The organism is Micromonospora kangleipakensis (genome assembly GCF_004217615.1).
Taxonomy (GTDB): domain Bacteria; phylum Actinomycetota; class Actinomycetes; order Mycobacteriales; family Micromonosporaceae; genus Micromonospora; species Micromonospora kangleipakensis.
In genome coordinates this window covers 1,107,498-1,123,257 of sequence record NZ_SHLD01000001.1, presented here as the reverse complement: position 1 = coordinate 1,123,257, position 15,760 = coordinate 1,107,498, and the positions used below count along the sequence as shown (strand labels likewise).

Annotated in this window: 17 protein-coding genes; 3 read left to right on the top strand and 14 right to left on the bottom strand. The window is 74.8% G+C overall.

Features of this window, described 5'->3' with window-relative positions; all coding sequences use genetic code 11:
• Positions 1-7: 7 nt before the first annotated feature.
• On the bottom strand, positions 8-949 hold the full coding sequence (locus tag EV384_RS05495; protein WP_130330725.1) for a threonine ammonia-lyase: 942 nt from the start codon (positions 947-949) through the stop codon (positions 8-10).
• A 60-nt stretch (positions 950-1,009) separates the two neighbouring features.
• Between EV384_RS05495 and EV384_RS05490 the strand changes: the two genes are divergently transcribed.
• Positions 1,010-1,192: a hypothetical protein gene (locus EV384_RS05490; RefSeq protein WP_130330723.1), complete on the top strand. Its 183-nt coding sequence runs from the start codon at positions 1,010-1,012 to the stop codon at positions 1,190-1,192.
• Positions 1,193-1,291: 99 nt separating this feature from the next.
• Here EV384_RS05490 and EV384_RS05485 read toward each other — a convergent pair whose 3' ends face one another.
• The 6 genes from EV384_RS05485 to EV384_RS05460 form a co-directional block, all read right to left on the bottom strand.
• Positions 1,292-3,412: a bifunctional polysaccharide deacetylase/glycosyltransferase family 2 protein gene (locus EV384_RS05485; protein ID WP_130330721.1), complete on the bottom strand. Its 2,121-nt coding sequence runs from the start codon at positions 3,410-3,412 to the stop codon at positions 1,292-1,294.
• A 2-nt stretch (positions 3,413-3,414) separates the two neighbouring features.
• A complete protein-coding gene (locus EV384_RS05480; RefSeq protein ID WP_130330719.1) occupies positions 3,415-3,840 on the bottom strand; it encodes a hypothetical protein in 426 nt (141 codons plus the stop codon).
• Positions 3,841-3,951: 111 nt separating this feature from the next.
• Positions 3,952-5,469, bottom strand: coding sequence for an FtsX-like permease family protein (locus tag EV384_RS05475; RefSeq protein ID WP_130330718.1), 1,518 nt, complete (start codon positions 5,467-5,469; stop codon positions 3,952-3,954).
• Entirely contained in the window at positions 5,466-6,167 is a 702-nt protein-coding gene (locus EV384_RS05470; RefSeq protein WP_130330716.1) for an ABC transporter ATP-binding protein, read from the bottom strand. Before EV384_RS05470 ends, EV384_RS05475 begins: the two co-directional genes overlap by 4 nt.
• Entirely contained in the window at positions 6,164-6,700 is a 537-nt protein-coding gene (locus EV384_RS05465) for a PadR family transcriptional regulator (protein WP_130330714.1), read from the bottom strand. The genes EV384_RS05470 and EV384_RS05465 overlap by 4 nt, the downstream gene beginning before the upstream one ends.
• A gap of 153 nt (positions 6,701-6,853) precedes the next feature.
• A complete protein-coding gene (locus tag EV384_RS05460; RefSeq protein ID WP_130330712.1) occupies positions 6,854-7,420 on the bottom strand; it encodes a TIGR03086 family metal-binding protein in 567 nt (188 codons plus the stop codon).
• A gap of 31 nt (positions 7,421-7,451) precedes the next feature.
• Here EV384_RS05460 and EV384_RS05455 point away from each other — a divergent pair, with 31 nt between their 5' ends.
• Positions 7,452-8,246: a helix-turn-helix domain-containing protein gene (locus EV384_RS05455; RefSeq protein ID WP_130330710.1), complete on the top strand. Its 795-nt coding sequence runs from the start codon at positions 7,452-7,454 to the stop codon at positions 8,244-8,246.
• A gap of 17 nt (positions 8,247-8,263) precedes the next feature.
• Here EV384_RS05455 and EV384_RS05450 read toward each other — a convergent pair whose 3' ends face one another.
• From EV384_RS05450 to EV384_RS05425, 6 genes are read right to left on the bottom strand one after another with little or no spacing between them, the layout of a single operon-like run.
• On the bottom strand, positions 8,264-9,802 hold the full coding sequence (locus tag EV384_RS05450) for a SpoIIE family protein phosphatase (RefSeq protein WP_130330708.1): 1,539 nt from the start codon (positions 9,800-9,802) through the stop codon (positions 8,264-8,266).
• Positions 9,803-9,804: 2 nt separating this feature from the next.
• Entirely contained in the window at positions 9,805-11,133 is a 1,329-nt protein-coding gene (locus EV384_RS05445) for a sensor histidine kinase (RefSeq protein WP_130340261.1), read from the bottom strand.
• Positions 11,134-11,165: 32 nt separating this feature from the next.
• Positions 11,166-12,179, bottom strand: a complete 1,014-nt coding sequence (locus EV384_RS05440) for a SpoIIE family protein phosphatase (protein ID WP_130340263.1) — start codon at positions 12,177-12,179, stop codon at positions 11,166-11,168.
• Positions 12,176-12,595, bottom strand: a complete 420-nt coding sequence (locus tag EV384_RS05435) for an ATP-binding protein (protein WP_130330706.1) — start codon at positions 12,593-12,595, stop codon at positions 12,176-12,178. The genes EV384_RS05440 and EV384_RS05435 overlap by 4 nt, the downstream gene beginning before the upstream one ends.
• Complete coding sequence (locus EV384_RS05430; protein WP_130330704.1) at positions 12,592-13,002, bottom strand: STAS domain-containing protein; 411 nt, start codon at positions 13,000-13,002, stop codon at positions 12,592-12,594. Before EV384_RS05430 ends, EV384_RS05435 begins: the two co-directional genes overlap by 4 nt.
• Positions 13,002-13,862: an STAS domain-containing protein gene (locus tag EV384_RS05425; protein WP_130330702.1), complete on the bottom strand. Its 861-nt coding sequence runs from the start codon at positions 13,860-13,862 to the stop codon at positions 13,002-13,004. The genes EV384_RS05430 and EV384_RS05425 overlap by 1 nt, the downstream gene beginning before the upstream one ends.
• A gap of 162 nt (positions 13,863-14,024) precedes the next feature.
• Here EV384_RS05425 and EV384_RS05420 point away from each other — a divergent pair, with 162 nt between their 5' ends.
• Positions 14,025-14,381, top strand: coding sequence for an STAS domain-containing protein (locus EV384_RS05420; protein ID WP_088976933.1), 357 nt, complete (start codon positions 14,025-14,027; stop codon positions 14,379-14,381).
• A 10-nt stretch (positions 14,382-14,391) separates the two neighbouring features.
• Here EV384_RS05420 and EV384_RS05415 read toward each other — a convergent pair whose 3' ends face one another.
• Positions 14,392-15,726, bottom strand: coding sequence for an MFS transporter (locus EV384_RS05415; protein ID WP_242623951.1), 1,335 nt, complete (start codon positions 15,724-15,726; stop codon positions 14,392-14,394).
• Positions 15,727-15,760 lie beyond the last annotated feature (34 nt).

Genomic DNA, 15,760 nt, shown 5'->3' with positions numbered 1-15,760 from the left:
CCTCCGGTCAGGCCAGCACCGACGCGAGCCGCGCCGGGTCGACGTTGCCGCCGGTGACCACGGCGACGGTACGCCCGGCCGGCAGTTCGTCGCGGTGGGACAACCGGGCCGCCAGGGCGACCGCGCCGCTCGGCTCGGCCACCAGGCGCGCGTCCCGCACCAGCCGACCGGTGGCAGCCAGGATCTCCTCCTCGGTCACCGTGACGATGCCGTCGAGACGGTCCCGCAGGTGGGCGAGGGTCAACGCGGAGAGCTGGGTCCGCAGCCCGTCGGCGACCGTCCGGTAGGTGCGCTCGACGTCCCAGACCACCAGCTCGCCGGCGGCGAGCGACTCCCGGGCGTCGGCGGCGAGCAGCGGCTCCACGCCGATCACGGCGGCCGACGGGCGGAGCGCCTTCACCGCCGTGGCCACACCGGAGGAGAGACCGCCGCCGCCCACCGGCAGCAGCACCACGTCCACGTCCGGCAGGTCCGCGACGATCTCCAGCCCGATGGTGCCCTGCCCGGCGATGATCCGCCGGTCGTCGAAGGGCGGCACCAGTGTGGCCCCGGTGCCGGCGGCGATCCGTTCCGCCTCGGCGAGCCGGCGGGCCGGCGGGACCAGGCGCACCTCGGCGCCGAGGGCACGGATCCGGTCCACCTTGACCCGCGGCGCCCCCTCCGGGACGACCACCGTGCAGGGGACGCCCGCGGCCCGCGCCGCGTAGGCGAGCGCCTGGCCGTGGTTGCCGGACGAGTGGGTCACCACGCCCCGAGCCCGGGTCGCCGGGTCGAGCCGGGCCACCGCGTGCGTCGCCCCGCGCAGCTTGAACGACCCGACGGGTTGCAGGCTCTCCGGCTTGAGCCACAGCTCGCCGTCCCACGGGGTCGGCAGCAGCGGGGTACGCACGACCGTCCCGGCGATGTCGTCGGCGGCCGCCCGGACGTCTTCGATCGAGACCAGCTCCATCGCCCCATCCTGCCCGTCCCGCCCCGGCGCCTAGACTGCCGGGGTGAGCGGGGCCGGGCGGTGAGCGACGAGGAGACGACGGCCGGAGCGGACGTACCGGCCGAAGGGGGTCCGGGTGCGGCCCGGCGCGGAACCGCCTGGGTGATCCTCGGCGTGGTCGCCGCGGCCCTGCTGATCTGCTGCTGCTCGGCCGCCGTCGGCGTGGCCGTTTCCTGGTCTGCGGGCCTCTTCGACGCCCGCTGACCCGCCCCCCGCCGGCCGCTCCGGCCACCGCCCGCCGGCCGGCCCGGACCCGCCCGCGCGCCACGTCGGCGGCCACCGACGCTTCGGCACGGGGCGGCGTCAGCGGGCGGTGGGGCCGGCCCCGACCAGCGCGGCGGCCTCACCGGTGCGCACCATCCGCTGCCAGCGCAGCCGGTTGCCGACCACCGCGGTGACCACCGACTGCACCACCACCAGGTACATCACCTGCCGGTAGACGAGCTGCTGGAGCGGCAGCGTCCACAGTGGGCCGAACCGCTCCCGGTCCAGGCGCAGCGCGTACGCGGCGGTGAAGCCCTGGAGCAGGAGCAGCCCCGCCCAGGCCAGGACCAGCGCCGACCAGGGCAGGAAGAGCAGCCCGTAGAGGGCGAAGATGTCGACCGCCGGGGCGGTCAGCGGCAGCAGGATCTGGAACACGGCCAGGTACGGCAGGCCCCGCCGCCCCAGCCTGCCGCCGGCGCCCCGCTCGCTCAGCGCGTGCCGGTGCTTCCACATCGCCTGCATCGTCCCGTAGCACCAGCGGTAGCGCTGCCGCCAGAGCTGCCGCAGCGACGAGGGCGCCTCGGTCCAGGCGATCGCGCCCTCCTCGTACACCACCCGCCAGCCGGCCCGGAGCACCTTCATCGTCAGGTCGGTGTCCTCGGCGAGGGTGTCGGCGGGGACGCCGCCGACGGCGAGCAGCACCTCCCGGCGGAACGCGCCGATCGCGCCGGGGATGGTCGGCATGCACTCCAGCACGTCGTACATCCGGCGGTCGAGGTTGAAGCCGATCACGTACTCCAGGTGCTGCCAGCGGCCGAGCAGCCGGCGCCGGTTGGCCACCTTGGTGTTGCCGGAGATCGCGCCGACCGTGGGATCGGCGAAGCCCTGCACCAGCCGGTGAACGGTGTCCGGCTGGAAGACGGTGTCCCCGTCGACCAGCACCAGCAGGTCGGCCCGCGCGGCCCGGATGCCGGTGTTCAGCGCCGCCGGCTTGCCGGCGTTGGCCTGCCGGATCACCCGTACCCCGCGCAGCCGCAGCCGCTCGACGATCTCCGCGGTGCCGTCGCTGGAGCCGTCGTCCACCACGATCACCTCCAGCGCCGGGTACGCGCTGGCGAGCAGCGACCGCACGGTGGCGGCGATGTTCGCCGCCTCGTTGTACGCCGGCACGATGACCGAGACCGGGGCGTTCACCTCGGGCCGGCGGTGGCGCGGCCGGCGGACCCGGCGGACGTGCAGCTGGGCGCAGAACACCTGCACCGCCAGCCGGGCGACGCCGAGCACCAGCGCGACGCCGAGCAGCAGGTTCATCGCCCCGGCCAGCCAGCCGGCGCCGCCCTGCGCCCAGCGCAGCGCGGTGCCGCTGAGCCGGGCGCCCGCGGTGGCCGGCACCGTCGAGTCCGGCGCGCCGATCCCCGCGGAGACGGTGGTGAACCGGTAGCCCTCGCGGGTCAGCCGGGGCAGCAGCTGGTCGAGGGCGGCCACGGTCTGGCTGCGGTCGCCGCCGCCGTCGTGCATCAGCACCACCGCCCCCGCCCCGCCCGGCGGGCTGGCGGCCCGGACGATGGCGGGCACCCCGGGCCGCTGCCAGTCCTTCGTGTCCCGGTCGGCGAGCACGCCCACGTGGCCGGTGCCGGCGGCGTCCCGCAGGGCCTGGTACTGCGGCCCGGTCAGCGAGGTGGTGATCGACGAGAACGGCGGCCGGAGCAGGGTCACCTCGCGACCGGTGGCCCCGGCGACCGCGCTGCGGGTCCAGGCAAGTTCGAACCGGGCCCGCCACCTCGACACCGCGGTCAGGTCGGCGTGGGTGAAGGTGTGCGAGCCGATCTCGTGCCCCTCGGCGAGGATCCGACGGACCAGCTCCGGGTGCTCGTCGACCCGCGCACCTACCACGAAGAACGTGGCGTGCGCGTGATTCCGGCGCAGCACGTCGAGCACCTGCGGCGTCCAGCGCGGGTCCGGTCCGTCGTCGAAGGTGAGCGCGACCGTCCGCGCGGGCATCCGCCGGGCCACCGGTGTCGGCCCGTCCAGCCGCAGCACCGGCCCGCCGTCTGATGCCTGGCGGGGGGCCGGCGAGGCGTAGGCGTCCGACGGGCCGGAGCCGCCGCCGACGTTGGTGACCAGCCCGTTGAAGCTCAGCGCCGCGAGCAGGACGAACAGACCGAGCAGGAGCAGCAACCAGTGCGCCCGGGGGTCGGGCCGGGCCACGTGTCTCGCCATCGTCAGGGCTTGCCCGGGGTCCGGCTGGGCTTGGCGGTGCGCCGGTCGGCGCCCTGGCCCGGCGGGCTGGTGGTGGACTGCCGGGGTGCCGGGGCGGTGGCCCTGGGCGTCGCGGTGGTGGCGCCGGCCGGTGTCGGCGACGGCGCCGGCACGGAGGTGCTGGTCGCCGGCGCCGGCTGCGGGCTGGACCCGCCCTCCTGACGCACCTCGCCGGGCGTGTCCACCCCGGCCTCGATCGGAGGGTGCTGCTTCGTCTCCGACCAGCCGGGCAGCGACACGGAGGAGTCGAAGAAGAGGCCGGCGAGGATCAGCCCGAGGCTGGCGAGCAGGCCGAGACCCATCGCCGAGCCGGCGATGACGGTGATCCGGCGACGCCGGCCGGTCCGGTCGACGAAGACCGGCGGCGCGCCGCCCGGCTGGTGCTGCATGCTGGTGATCTCCCGATGTTCCACGTTCGCCGGCCGGTCCGGCCCGGCCCCGGAGGGCCCGCCGGCGGGTCCTCCGCAGGCAACAGCGTGGCCGGGGGCGACAGCGTCACATCAGGTGGTCCGCAGCTCCTCCACCGCCGTGCTGGAGCACAGGAAGACCAGGCCGACCCCGACCGTCACCAGCACCGCGCCCAGGGCGCCGGCGCCGATCCAGGCCAGCTGTTCCAGCGGTACGGCCGGGAAGACGGTCACCTCGGGCACCCATTCGGTCCGGAGGTGCTGCGCCCGGGTCACCGGGTCGGCGCAGAGCTGCTCGCCGGCGTCGCACACCCCGATCATGCCGCCGCCACCTCGGGCCGGTCCGCCGCCGATGCCGCGGCTGAGGAGAAACCCGACGGCGAGCGCCACGCCGACCGCCGGCACCGCCGGGGCGATCGCCTGCCAGGCGATCGACCGGCCGATCGTGGCCCGGGGCACCCCGGTGGCGACGAGCCTCGCGTACGCCCGCCGCCGGGCGACGATCCCCTCGACCAGGGCGACGATCAGCCCGCCGGCGGCGATCGCCATCGCGACGCCGACGGCGAGGTCGACCAGGTCCAAGGTGCGCAGGTAGAAGCCGTTGTTGTCGCCCGACCCGGTGCGCCGGGCGAGTTCGACCCGGGCCAGCATCGACGCCCGCATACCCGCCGCCCCGGCGCCCACGACGACGGCCGCCAGCAGGGCGGCGAAGGTGCGGCTGCCAGCCCACGGATCGGCGGTCAACCGGCGGGACGCCAGCAGCGCGGCGGGGCCACGGCCGTACCGGTGCAGCAGCCGACCCGCCGTGTACGACAGCCAGCCGGTGCCGATCACCACGCCGACCAGCGCGGCCAGGCCGCCCCCGACGAGCAGCAGCGGCGGCAGCAGCAGCGGTGGCTGCCGGTGGCGGTCCTGATACCAGTCCAGCACCGGGTTGAGCGAGGCGAACGCGATCAACCCGGAGACGATCAGCAGGCCCGCCCACGGCCCGGGGGCGCGTTCCCGGACGGCCCGGCGCACCACCCCGAACGGGGTGGCGCTGACCCCCCGCAGCAGCACGGCGCTGACCAGCGCCGCCAGCAGCGGCAGCCCGACCACCAGCGCCACGATGACACCGGTCGGGGGCAGCACGTCGGTGGGCAGGGCCAGCCGGCCCCGCCGGTCCGGCCGGCCCAGCAGCTCCCGGCCGGCGAGGTACGCCCCGAGGCCGACCAGCGCGCCGAACAGGCTGGCGACACCGGTCTCCAGCACGGCGATCCCGGTCACCTGGCCGGGGGTCGCCCCGGCGAGCCGCAGCGCGGCCAGCCGGCGGTCCCGGGCCGGAGCGCCGAGCCGGGCGCACTGGCCGGCCAGCGCCAGCACCGGCACGGTGAGCAGCAGCAGCGCCAGCGCGGTGCCGCCGCGCAGCCCCGGTTCGCGCAGCAGCGCGTTGCTGTACTGCTCGGAGAGGTTCCGACCGTCGCAGCAGACCGGGGTCGGGATGGCCAGCACGGTGAACGCGGCCAGCCCAACGAGGGTGGCGAGCGTGGCGCTCAGCGCGGTCAGCGCCACCCGGGCGGTGTCGGTGCGGGTGCCGGCCAGGGCGAGGCGGGCCAGCGTGTACGGCCTCACCGGTGACCGCCCGCGAGCGGCGCGTCCAGCCCCAGGCCGGTGTGGTCGACCCAGCCGTCCCGGAGCACCACCTCCCGGTCGGCGTACGCGGCGATCCGCGGCTCGTGGGTGACCAGCACGACGGTGGTGCGCTGCTCGCGGGCGAGCCGGACCAGCTGGGTGAGCACCTGCTCGCCGGCGAGCGTGTCCAGCGCGCCGGTCGGCTCGTCCGCGAAGAGCACCCGGGGCTCGGTGACCAACGCTCGGGCGGTGGCGCAGCGCTGCTGCTGGCCGCCGGACATCTCGCCCGGCCGGGCGTCGGCGACCTCGGCCACCCCCAGCCGCTCCAGCCAGGTCAGCGCCGCCGTCCGCGCCTCCCGCCGCCCCGTGCCGGCGAGCAGCAGCGGAAGGGCGACGTTCTCCGCCGCGGTCAGCTCGGCGACGAGCTGGCCGAACTGGAAGAGCACCCCGAACTCCGTGCGGCGCAGCCGGGACCGGGCCGCCTCGGACCAGGTGTCGATCCGCGCGCCCCGCCAGGTGACCTCGCCGGCGTCGGGGCGGAGGATGCCGGCGAGGCAGTGCAGCAGGGTCGACTTGCCGCAGCCGCTCGGGCCGGTCACCGCCACGATCTCTCCCTCGGCCACGGCGAGGGTCACCCCGCCCAGCGCGGGCGTCCTGCCGTACGCCTTGACCACGCCGCGAGCTTCCAGGTGTGTCACGAGTGCACCTCCCGGTGCCAGTCGGCGACCCGGTCCAGGGTGGTGTGCAGCCACCGCAGGTCGGCGTCGAGGTGAGCGATGGCGAAGTCGGCCGCGACGACGTCGTCCAGGGTGGCCGAGGGGGCGGTCTTGACCGCGGTCAACTCACGCAGCCGTGCGGTGTGCGCCCGGCGCTGGGCGGTCAGGTACGCCCGGGCCCGGTCGACGTCGGCGGCCAGGAGCGCGACGACCACCTTGGCGAAGAGCGTGCTGGCCACGTACGGCAGGGGTGGCTCGACGGTGCTGAGCCAGTGCTCCAGCGCGGCCCGCCCCTCGTCGGTGAGCGCGTACGCGGTGCGGTCCGGACCGCCGTCGCGCTCCTGCCCGGCGGGGACCACCAGCCCGTCGCGCTGGAGCCGGGCGAGGGTGGCGTAGACCTGCCCGAAGGCGAGCGGCCGGGCCTGGGGCAGCCGCGCGTCGTGGGCCCGCTTCAGCTCGTACCCGTGCCGCGCCCCACCCGCCAGCAACCCCAACAGAACGTGCTGAGTGGACACCTCCGCCACTATTCGCTCAGCGAATACCCCCGTCAAGCCCTGCCCCGCGCGATCTTGCAGTTGGTGCCCCGACATACCGGGCAGGTACCGCAAATCGTGGGCCCTAACTGCAAGATCGCGCGGGTGGGGCGGGGCGGGGGCGGCGGGTGGGGGTCAGGGGTGCCAGGCGGGGTTGCGGCCGGTGCGGGCTAGGAGGCGGTCCAGGGGGGTGGCTTCGGGGGTGGTGGGGTGGGGTTCGGCGAAGGCGCCCATCTGCTGGCCGGTGTCGCCCATCCGGTCCATGAAGCCGTGCAGCGCGGCGAGGACCTGCGGCTCGACGTCCAGGCGCTGGCCGGTGGCCCGGGCCAGGTCCCAGGCGTGCACCGTCAGGTCGGTCAGGGCCATCTCGCCGACCGTCTCCTGCGGCAGGCCCATGCCGGGCGAGACGCCCTCGAGCGCGGCCGGGTCGGCCCACGCCTCGATCAGCCGCCCGGTCTCCGCCGCGAACCGGTCCCGCCAGCCCTCGGTCAGGTGGTCGGTCTTCGCCGACCAGTCGACCTCCCGTCTCCGCGCGAGCGCCTGGAAGTTGACCACCACGTCGTACAGGTGGTTGAGCAGGTCGCGCACCGCGTAGTCGGGGCACGGGGTGGGCCGGGAGAGCTGGTCGTCTGAGATGCCGCGGACCACCGCCACCGTCCGGGGTGCGGCGGCGGCCAGCAGGTCACTAGTCTTCGTGCTCATAGGGCCAGCGTATGAAGGTGGTCTTGAAGAAATGCGACAGCGACCGCGGCGGGACAGTCGGGGCATCCTCGACCCCGGCCGGCTGCTGCGGCAGGTCCGCTTCCGCCGCCGGCTGGCCGCACCGGCGCTGCACGCTTACGTCGAGCACTACTGGCTCATCGACTGGGAGCTGACCGAGCCCTTCGAACAGCGGGTGGTGCCGCACCCGGCGGTCAATGTGGTCTTCCACGGCCAGGAAAACGGCCCGGAGACCGCCGAGGTGGCCGGCCCCGCCAGCGAGCTCTTCGCCATCACCCTGCACGGCGTCGGCCGGGCCAGCGGCGTCCAGTTCCGGCCGGGGGGCTTCCGGCCCTTCTGGCGGCGTCCGGTCGCCGAACTGACCGGCCGGCGGCGGCCGCTCGCCGGCACCGGCCTGCCCGTTCCGGGCCCGGTCTGCCCCGGCGGTGACGATGACCGGTGCCGGCGGCTGGACGCCCTGCTCACCGGCTGGGGGCCTGCGCCGGATCCGCTCACCGCCGAGGCGACCGCGCTGGTGGAGGAGATCCGCGCCGACCGGAGCATCCTGCGCGTCGACGACTTCGCACGCCGGCACGGGGTCTCCACCCGGCGGCTCCAGCGACTCTTCCTCGACCACGTCGGGGTCGGTCCGAAGTGGGTGATCCGGCGGTACCGGCTCCAGGAGGCGATCGAGCAGGCCGCCGGCGGGCCGCTCGACTGGGCGGGGCTGGCCACCGACCTCGGCTACGCCGACCAGGCCCACCTGGTCCGCGAGTTCACCGCCGTCACCGGCATCTCACCCGCCGCGTACGCCCGCTCACTGAGCTGACCGGCCCGGGGCGGCGGTCAGCGGCGGCGGAGGGCGACCACGGCGACGTCGTCGTTGATCTCCGGCGGGACCAGCTCGACCAGGAGCCGCTGGCAGAACTGGTCCAGGTCGTCGTCCACCCGGACGGCGACCGCGCCCAGCGCGGCCATCCCCTCGTCGATGGTGGCGTCCCGCCGCTCGATCAGGCCGTCGGTGTAGAGGACCAGCGTCGCGCCGGCCGGCAGCACGAACTCCAGGTCCGGCGGGCGGGGCGCGCGGACCCCGAGCAGCGGGGCGGACTGCTCGACGAACTCCACCCGGCCGTCCATGCTGATCAGCGCCGGCAGGTGCCCCGCGCTGGCCAGCCGGATCAGGCCGCTCCCCGGGTGCAGCAGCAGCACGCAGATGGTGGCCAGCTCGTTCGGCAGCAGGGTAAGCATCAGCTCGTTGACCCGGTCCAGGATCACCCCCGGCTGGTGCCCCTCCACCGCGTACGCCCGCACCGCGTGCCGCAGCTCGGCCATCACGGTCGCGGCGTGCAGCGAGTGACCGGCAACGTCGCCGATCGCCATCAGCAGGTGCCCGTCGAGCATCACCAGCTCGTAGAAGTCGCCGCCCACCTCGGTCTGGGCGCTGGCCGGCTCGTACCGGACCGCCAGGTCCAGGCCGGCGACCTCGGGCAGCCGGCGGGGCAGCAGGCTGCGCTGGAGGGTGACCGCGATCCGGTGCTCCTCGTCGAAGGAGCGCTGCGCCTCGACCGCCGAGGCGACCGCCTGGGCGAGCTGTACCAGCACCGGCGTCCGTACGGTCTGGGTCGCGGTCGGCACCACCACGTAGAGCGGGGCCCGGTCCTCGCGCAGCTTGGCGGCGGCCACGGTGACCGTGCCGCCGGCCGGCCAGCCGATCAGGTCCCAGGCGGCGGGCTCGTCGACCCGGACCGTGGTGCCGATCGGCACCCCGGTGTCGTCGACCATCCACGGGACGATGCGCGGCTCGGCGTCCGGCCCGGCCGCCACGCCCGCCAGGCAGTCGCCGTCGAAGGTCTCCGCGACCACGGCCGCCGGGCTCTTGAAGATCTGCGCCGCGCCGGCCGCCGCCGCCTCCAGCAGCCCGACGAAGTTCGGGGCGGCGTGCATCTGCACCGTGGCGTCGGCGAGCGCGGCCAGCCGCTCGGCGAGCAGCTCGGCCCGCTGCCGCGCCTGGTAGTAGCGGAGCACCGCGTGCGCGGTGGCCACCAGCTCCTCCGGCTCGACCGGCTCGGCCAGGTAGGCGTCGGCGCCCCGGGTCAGCCCCTGCGCCCGGTCCACCACGTCGACCGCGTGCGCGGAGACGTGGATGACCGGCATCGCCGGGTGACGGTCCTTGATCCGTTCGCAGACCTCGAAGCCGCTCAGGTCCGGCAGCCGGACGTCGAGCACCACCAGGTCCACCCGATCGGTCTCCACCCGGGCCAGCGCCTCGGCGCCGTTCTCCGCCTCGATCGTCGCGAACCCGGCCCGGGTCAGCCAGCTGACCAGCAAATAGCGCTTGGCACGACTGTCGTCGACCACGAGCACGGTCGTCGCGCCGCCCTCCACCGTCACGCTCCGCCCACGGGCAGGGTGACGGTGAAGGTGCTGCCGCGGCCCGGCTCGCTGGACAGCTCCAACGTCCCACCGAGCAGCATCACCAGCCGGCGCGCGTACGGCAGGCCGAGGCCGGTGCCACCGACCCGGGTCGCCCCCGGCACCTGGTAGAACTCCTCGAAGACCCGCTCGTGCAGCTCCGGCGGGATGCCGACGCCGGTGTCCGAGACCGACAGCGACCAGCGGTCGTCCCGCCGCTCCGCGCGCAGCCGCACCTCGCCCCGCTCGGTGAACTTCAGCCCGTTGTGCAGCAGGTTGCGCAGCACCTGGGCGAGCAGCACCTCGTCGGAGCGGACGGTGGCCGGGTGCAGCGGCTCCTCCACCACCAGCTCGACCTCCGGTCGGGTGGCGAGCGCCCGCAGCGTGCCCCGGAGCTGCCCGTAGACCGCCCGCAGGTCCACGTCGGCCCAGTTCGGCTCGATCCGGCCGGACTCGGCCTTGGCCAGGTCGAGCAGCTCGTTGACCAGCCCGAGCAGGTCCGCCGCCGAGGAGCGGATCAGCCCCACCTGGCGGGCCTGCTCGGCGGTGAGCGGGTCGGAGGCGGAGTCGGCCAGCAGCCGGGACAGCCCGATGATCGCGGTGACCGGGGCGCGCAGCTCGTGGCTGACGTTGGCCAGGAACCTGCTCTTCGACTCGCTGGCCGCGCGCAGCTGGGCGGACTTCTCGTCCAGCTCGGCGTAGAGGGCCACCACTCCGCGGTTGGTCTCCTCCAGCTCCTCGGTGAGCTGGTTGTAGAGCGCCATCACGCCGCGGTTGGTCTCCTGGAGCTCGGAGTTGAGGACCTCCAGCTCGTCGCGCTGGCTGCGTACCTCGTCCAGGGCGGCGATCAGCTGCCCGTTCTGCTCGGCCAGCTCGTCCAGGGCGGTGCCCGGAGCGGTGCTGCCCAGCTCCGCGCGGAGCTCGGCCAGCCGTTCGGGGGTCAGCGCCGGGGAGTTGGCGGGGACACGTCGGGACATCCTCACGACCGTATCCCCCTCGTCCGCCACGACGCCCAGCATGTCCACCAGCCGCGCCACCGCGCCGGACTGCGGTTGGTAGCTGCCGTTCGGCAGGGGGCGCACCGGGGCGAGATCCACGTACAGCACGTGCCGCCCGGTGACGACATCGAACCCGATCAAGAAGGTGACATCCGCCCCGTCTGCGGTCCGCAGCAGGTCCCGGGCGACCTCGCTGAGCGCGGTGGCGATCCGGACCTGGTCCTGGTGTTCCAGGCCGACCGCCGCGGCGACCTCCCGACCGCGCTGCCGGACGACGAAGATGTCCTGTTCGACCCGCAGCGCCATCTGGAGCAGCGGGGGCGTGCCGACCGGCCCGGTCACGACCAGCCCCGGGCCACCAGGACGGAGGCGTCGTCGTGGCGGGTGCCGGCGTCCCGGAGCAGGGTGGCGGCAGTCACCAGGGGAGACTGCCCGAGCAGGCCGGGGTAGTCGGCGAGGTCCCAGCGGTCGACCACGCCGTCGCTGTGCATCACCAGCGTCGCGCCGGCCCCGAACGGGTACTCGTACTCCCGCACGGCGGGACGGTGGTGGCCGGCGATGCCGGGCAGCGAGACCAGCCCGCGACGCCGCTCGCCCTCCACCGCAATCATGGCTGAGATGTTGCCGAGGCCGGCGTACCGGAGCAAGCCCACGGCCGGATCCAGCTCGGCCACGGCCAGCGCGGCCCCCCGGGTGTGCCCGATGGCCCGGTGCAGGTGCTGCACCACCGTGGCCGGCGGGGCGGCCGGCGCGTCCCGGAACGCGGCGAGCGCCGCCTCCGTGGCGGCCGCCGCCAGCGGCCCGTGCCCGAGGCCGTCGCAGACCAGCACCTGGCGGCGCCCCTCGGCGATCCGGACGCCGTACCCGTCGCCGCTGACCTGCTCGCCGATGATCGGCCGGACCAGCCCGCCCGCCCAGGACGGCTCCGGCGCCGGGCCGGACCAGACCTGCACGGCGAGGACGGTGCCCCGACCGGGCCGCGAGTAGCCGTCGTACCAGGTCGCCTGCCGGGCGATCGCGCCCAGGCCGATGCCGAGCGTGCCGGTGGTGGAGTGCCCGTCCCGCGAGGAGACGGTCAGGTCGGCCATGCCGGGCCCGGAGTCGATCGCCACCAGCTCCACCCCGGCCCGCCCGGCCCGGCGCACCGGGCGGAGCAGCAGCACCCCCTCCTGGGCGTGCTTCACCAGGTTGCTGGTCAGCTCGGCGGCGACGATGGCCAGGTCGGCGACGCGGCGCTCACCCAGCTCCAGCTGCATGCCGAGGCGCTCGGCCGCCCGGCGTACGCCGCTGCCCGCGCCGCTGCTCTCCACCCGGAACCAGAGACCGTGGTCGGCGACCACGTCCCCGATCATCGGGACCACTTGACGACGGTGATCCGGGTGCCCTCGCCGACGGCGGTGACGACATCGAAGTGGTCCACGAGGCGGCGGGCCCCGCTCAGCCCGAGGCCGAGGCCGCCGCCGGTGGTGTACCCGTCGGTCAGCGCCATGTCGAGGTCCGGGATCCCCGGCCCGGAGTCGATGAAGACGATCTGCACCCCGCGGCGGCGGCCGTCCTCGACGCCTGCCACGTCGGCGGTGCCACCCCCGCCGTAGATCAGGGTGTTGCGCGCCAGCTCGCTGGCGGCGGTGACGAGCTTGGTCTGGTCGACCAGCGAGAGCTTGGCGGCCACCGCGACCGTACGCACCAGCTGCCGCACCCGGACGACGTCGTCGTCGCTGCGGATCGCCTGGGTCTGCGGCACCCCCAGGTCGACACCGGCGGTCATGTCGTGGCCGTCGTCTCGGCGTCCTCGTCGCCGTCGACCATGACCCACTCGTCGACGCGGGCGGCCGCGATCAGCTCCATGCCGCGCTCGACGTTCAGCGCGGTCCGGATGCCGTTGAGCGACAGACCCAGCTCGACCAGCGTGATGGCGACGGCGGGACGCATCCCGACCACCACCGTCTCGGCGTCCAGCACCTTGGAGATGGACGCGATGGTGGAGAGCATCCGGCCGACGAACGAGTCGACGATGTCCAGCGCCGTGATGTCGATGATCACGCCGTGGCAGCCGGTGGCGACGATCCGCTCGGCCAGGTCCTCCTGGAGCATCACGGCCGTCTGGTCGGACATGTCGACCTGGATGGAGACCAGCAGGATGTCGCCGATCTTGAGGACCGGGACCCGCTCCATCAGGCCTCCCGGCGCTGGTGGCGGCGGGCGTTGTCCACGCCGGCCAGTCGCAGCACGTGGCGCAGGGCGTCGGCGAGGCTCGCCTTGGTGGCGATGTCGCCGAACTCGATGCCGAGGGCGACGATCGTCTGGGCGATCTGCGGCCGGATGCCGGAGATGATGCAGTCGGCGCCCATCAGCCGGGCGGCCACCACGGTCTTGAGGATGTGCTGGGCGACCTGGGTGTCGACCGCCGGGACGCCGGTGATGTCGATGATCGCGTACGGCGAGCCGGTGTCGACCAGGGTCTGGAGCAGCCGCTCCATCACCACCTGGGCGCGGGCCGAGTCGAGCGTGCCGACCAGCGGGACGGCGACCACGCCCTCCCAGATCTTGACCACCGGGGTGGAGAGTTCGAGCAGCTGCTCGGCCTGGTCGGCGATCAGGCTCTCCCGGGTGCGGACGTAGCTCTCGAAGGTGAAGAGCCCCATCTGGTCGATCAGGGCGGAGAACGCCACGAAGTCGCGGAGACGGGCCGCGTCCTGGCCCTCCTCGATCAGCTCGAGCAGGACGTCCTTCACCGAGAAGACGCTGATCGCGGTCTCGGTGGCGCTGAAACCCTGCCGGGCCCGGCCCCGGGACAGCTCGGCGAGCACGGCGCGCAGCTCGCCGCCCGGCTCGGACGCGAGGTCGGTGAGGCCGTTCTCGGCGGCGTCGATCATGCTACGGTGCAGCTCCTGCACCTGGCGGGTGAGCTCGGCCTGGCTGAGGCGGCCGCGCAGCGACGCGCCGACGACTTCCGCCCAACGTCGGATCAGCCGCTCTTCGTTTTCCCTGAGCAGACGGGCGAGCCGACCACTTTCCTCGGCGCTCAACGCCATGCTGACCTCCCTGGACTGGCGAACCGGCCGGACTCTATCACCGGAGCTGGCCAGGCTACTTGCCGCACGACAAAGAATGATCGCCGGCACCCGTAACGGCTCCCGTTCTGCGTATCCCCCGCTCGGTGGGATACCGTTCCACCGAACACAGGAGGTCGACGAATGTCCCTGACGGTGCACACGGAACAGCGCGGCGACGTGGTCGTCGTGTCGGTCGCGGGCGAGCTGGACATGGCGACGGCACCGCAGCTGCAGGACCAGATCACGGATCTGCTGGACAAGGGACGCAGCCGCCTCGTCTTCGACCTGGCGAACGTGTCGTTCTGCGACTCCACCGGGCTGTCGGTGTTCGTCCGCGCCAAGAACAGCTGCGACGAGGCCGGCGGCGTGGTCCGGCTGGCCGCCCCGCAGCGCGGGGTGCTGCGCATCCTCGAGGTCAGCGGCCTGGTCGAGGTGCTGCACACCTACCCGACGGTGGAGCAGGCCGTCGCGGGCGACCCCACGCCGGCCTCCTCCTGACCCACGCTCCTCAGCGCTCGTCCTCGATGTAGCGGGGACGGGCGATCACCATGCCCGCCGTCGTCTGCACGACGAGCGCCACCAGGAGGAATCCGATCGGCGCGGTCCAGCCGCCGGTCGCCTCGTAGAGGATGCCGACCAGCAGCGGGCCGAGCGCGGCGATCACGTACCCGGTGCTCTGCGCGAACGCGGAGAGCGCCACGGTGCCCTCGGCGGTACGGGCGCGCAGCCCGATGGTGGTGAGGATCATCGGGAAGGCGCCCTGGCCGAGGGCGAGCAGCAGCACCCAGAGCGGCGCGAGGCCGTGCGGGGCGAGCGCCAGGCCGACGTAGGACGCGGTGGACGCGGCGGTCAGCGAGAGCACCAGCGGCCGTAGCGTGCGCAGCCGGCCGGCCAGGGTCGGCATCACCAGCGCGACCGGCACGCCGAGCGCGGTCACCCCGGCGAGCAGCAGCCCGGCGGCCTCGGGGCGGTAGCCGGCGTCCCGGAAGAGCTGCGCCAGCCAGCCCATGATCGCGTACCCGCTGAGCGACTGCGCCCCGAAGTAGACCGCCATCGCCCAGCCCAGCCGGGTGCGCCCGGGCCGGATCCGGGCCGGAGTGGCGACGGCGGCCGTCGGGGTCGCCGCCCGCCGGGCGGCGCGGGCCCGCAGCGCCAGCGGCACCCACGGGACCACGGCCACCGCGGCCAGCCCGGCCCAGACGCCCAGCCCGGCCCGCCAGGAGCCGAAGGCGTGCGCGACCGGCACGGCGGACGCGGCGGCCACCGTCGTGCCGATGGTCAGCGCCATCGTGTACGCCCCGGTGACCAGCCCGGTGCGGTGCGGGAAGTGCTGCTTGACCAGCATCGGCAGCAGGATGTTCGCCACCGCGATGCCGGCCAGCGCCAGCGCGCTGGTGAGCACGAAGACCGCGGCGGAGTCGGTCGCCACCCGGAGGACCTGCCCGACGCTGAGCGCGAGCATGGCCACGACCAGGACCCGGGCCGGCGCGTACCGGCGGACCAGCCACGGGGTGAGCGCGCCGAGACCGGCGAAGGCGATCGTGGGCAGGGTGGTGACGAAGCCGGCCATCGCGCCGGAGAGGGCCAGACCGCCGCGTACCTCGTCGAGCAGGGCGCCGAGGCTGGTCACCGCGGCGCGCAGGTTGAGCGCGACCAGCAGCATGCCGACCAGCACCAGCGCGCCCCCGGAGGCCGGGGAGGGCGTCCCGGCCGGCGCGGCGGCCGGCGCGGAGCCGGGCGTCACGTCGGCGATGGGCGTCGCCACCGCGACGGGCGGCTCCGCGACGGCGGCGGTCGTCCGGTCGGCGGCGGGGGCCTCGGTGCGGCTGGGTGGCGGGGTCATGACCTCGAACCTACAATCATGGGATGAATTTCGG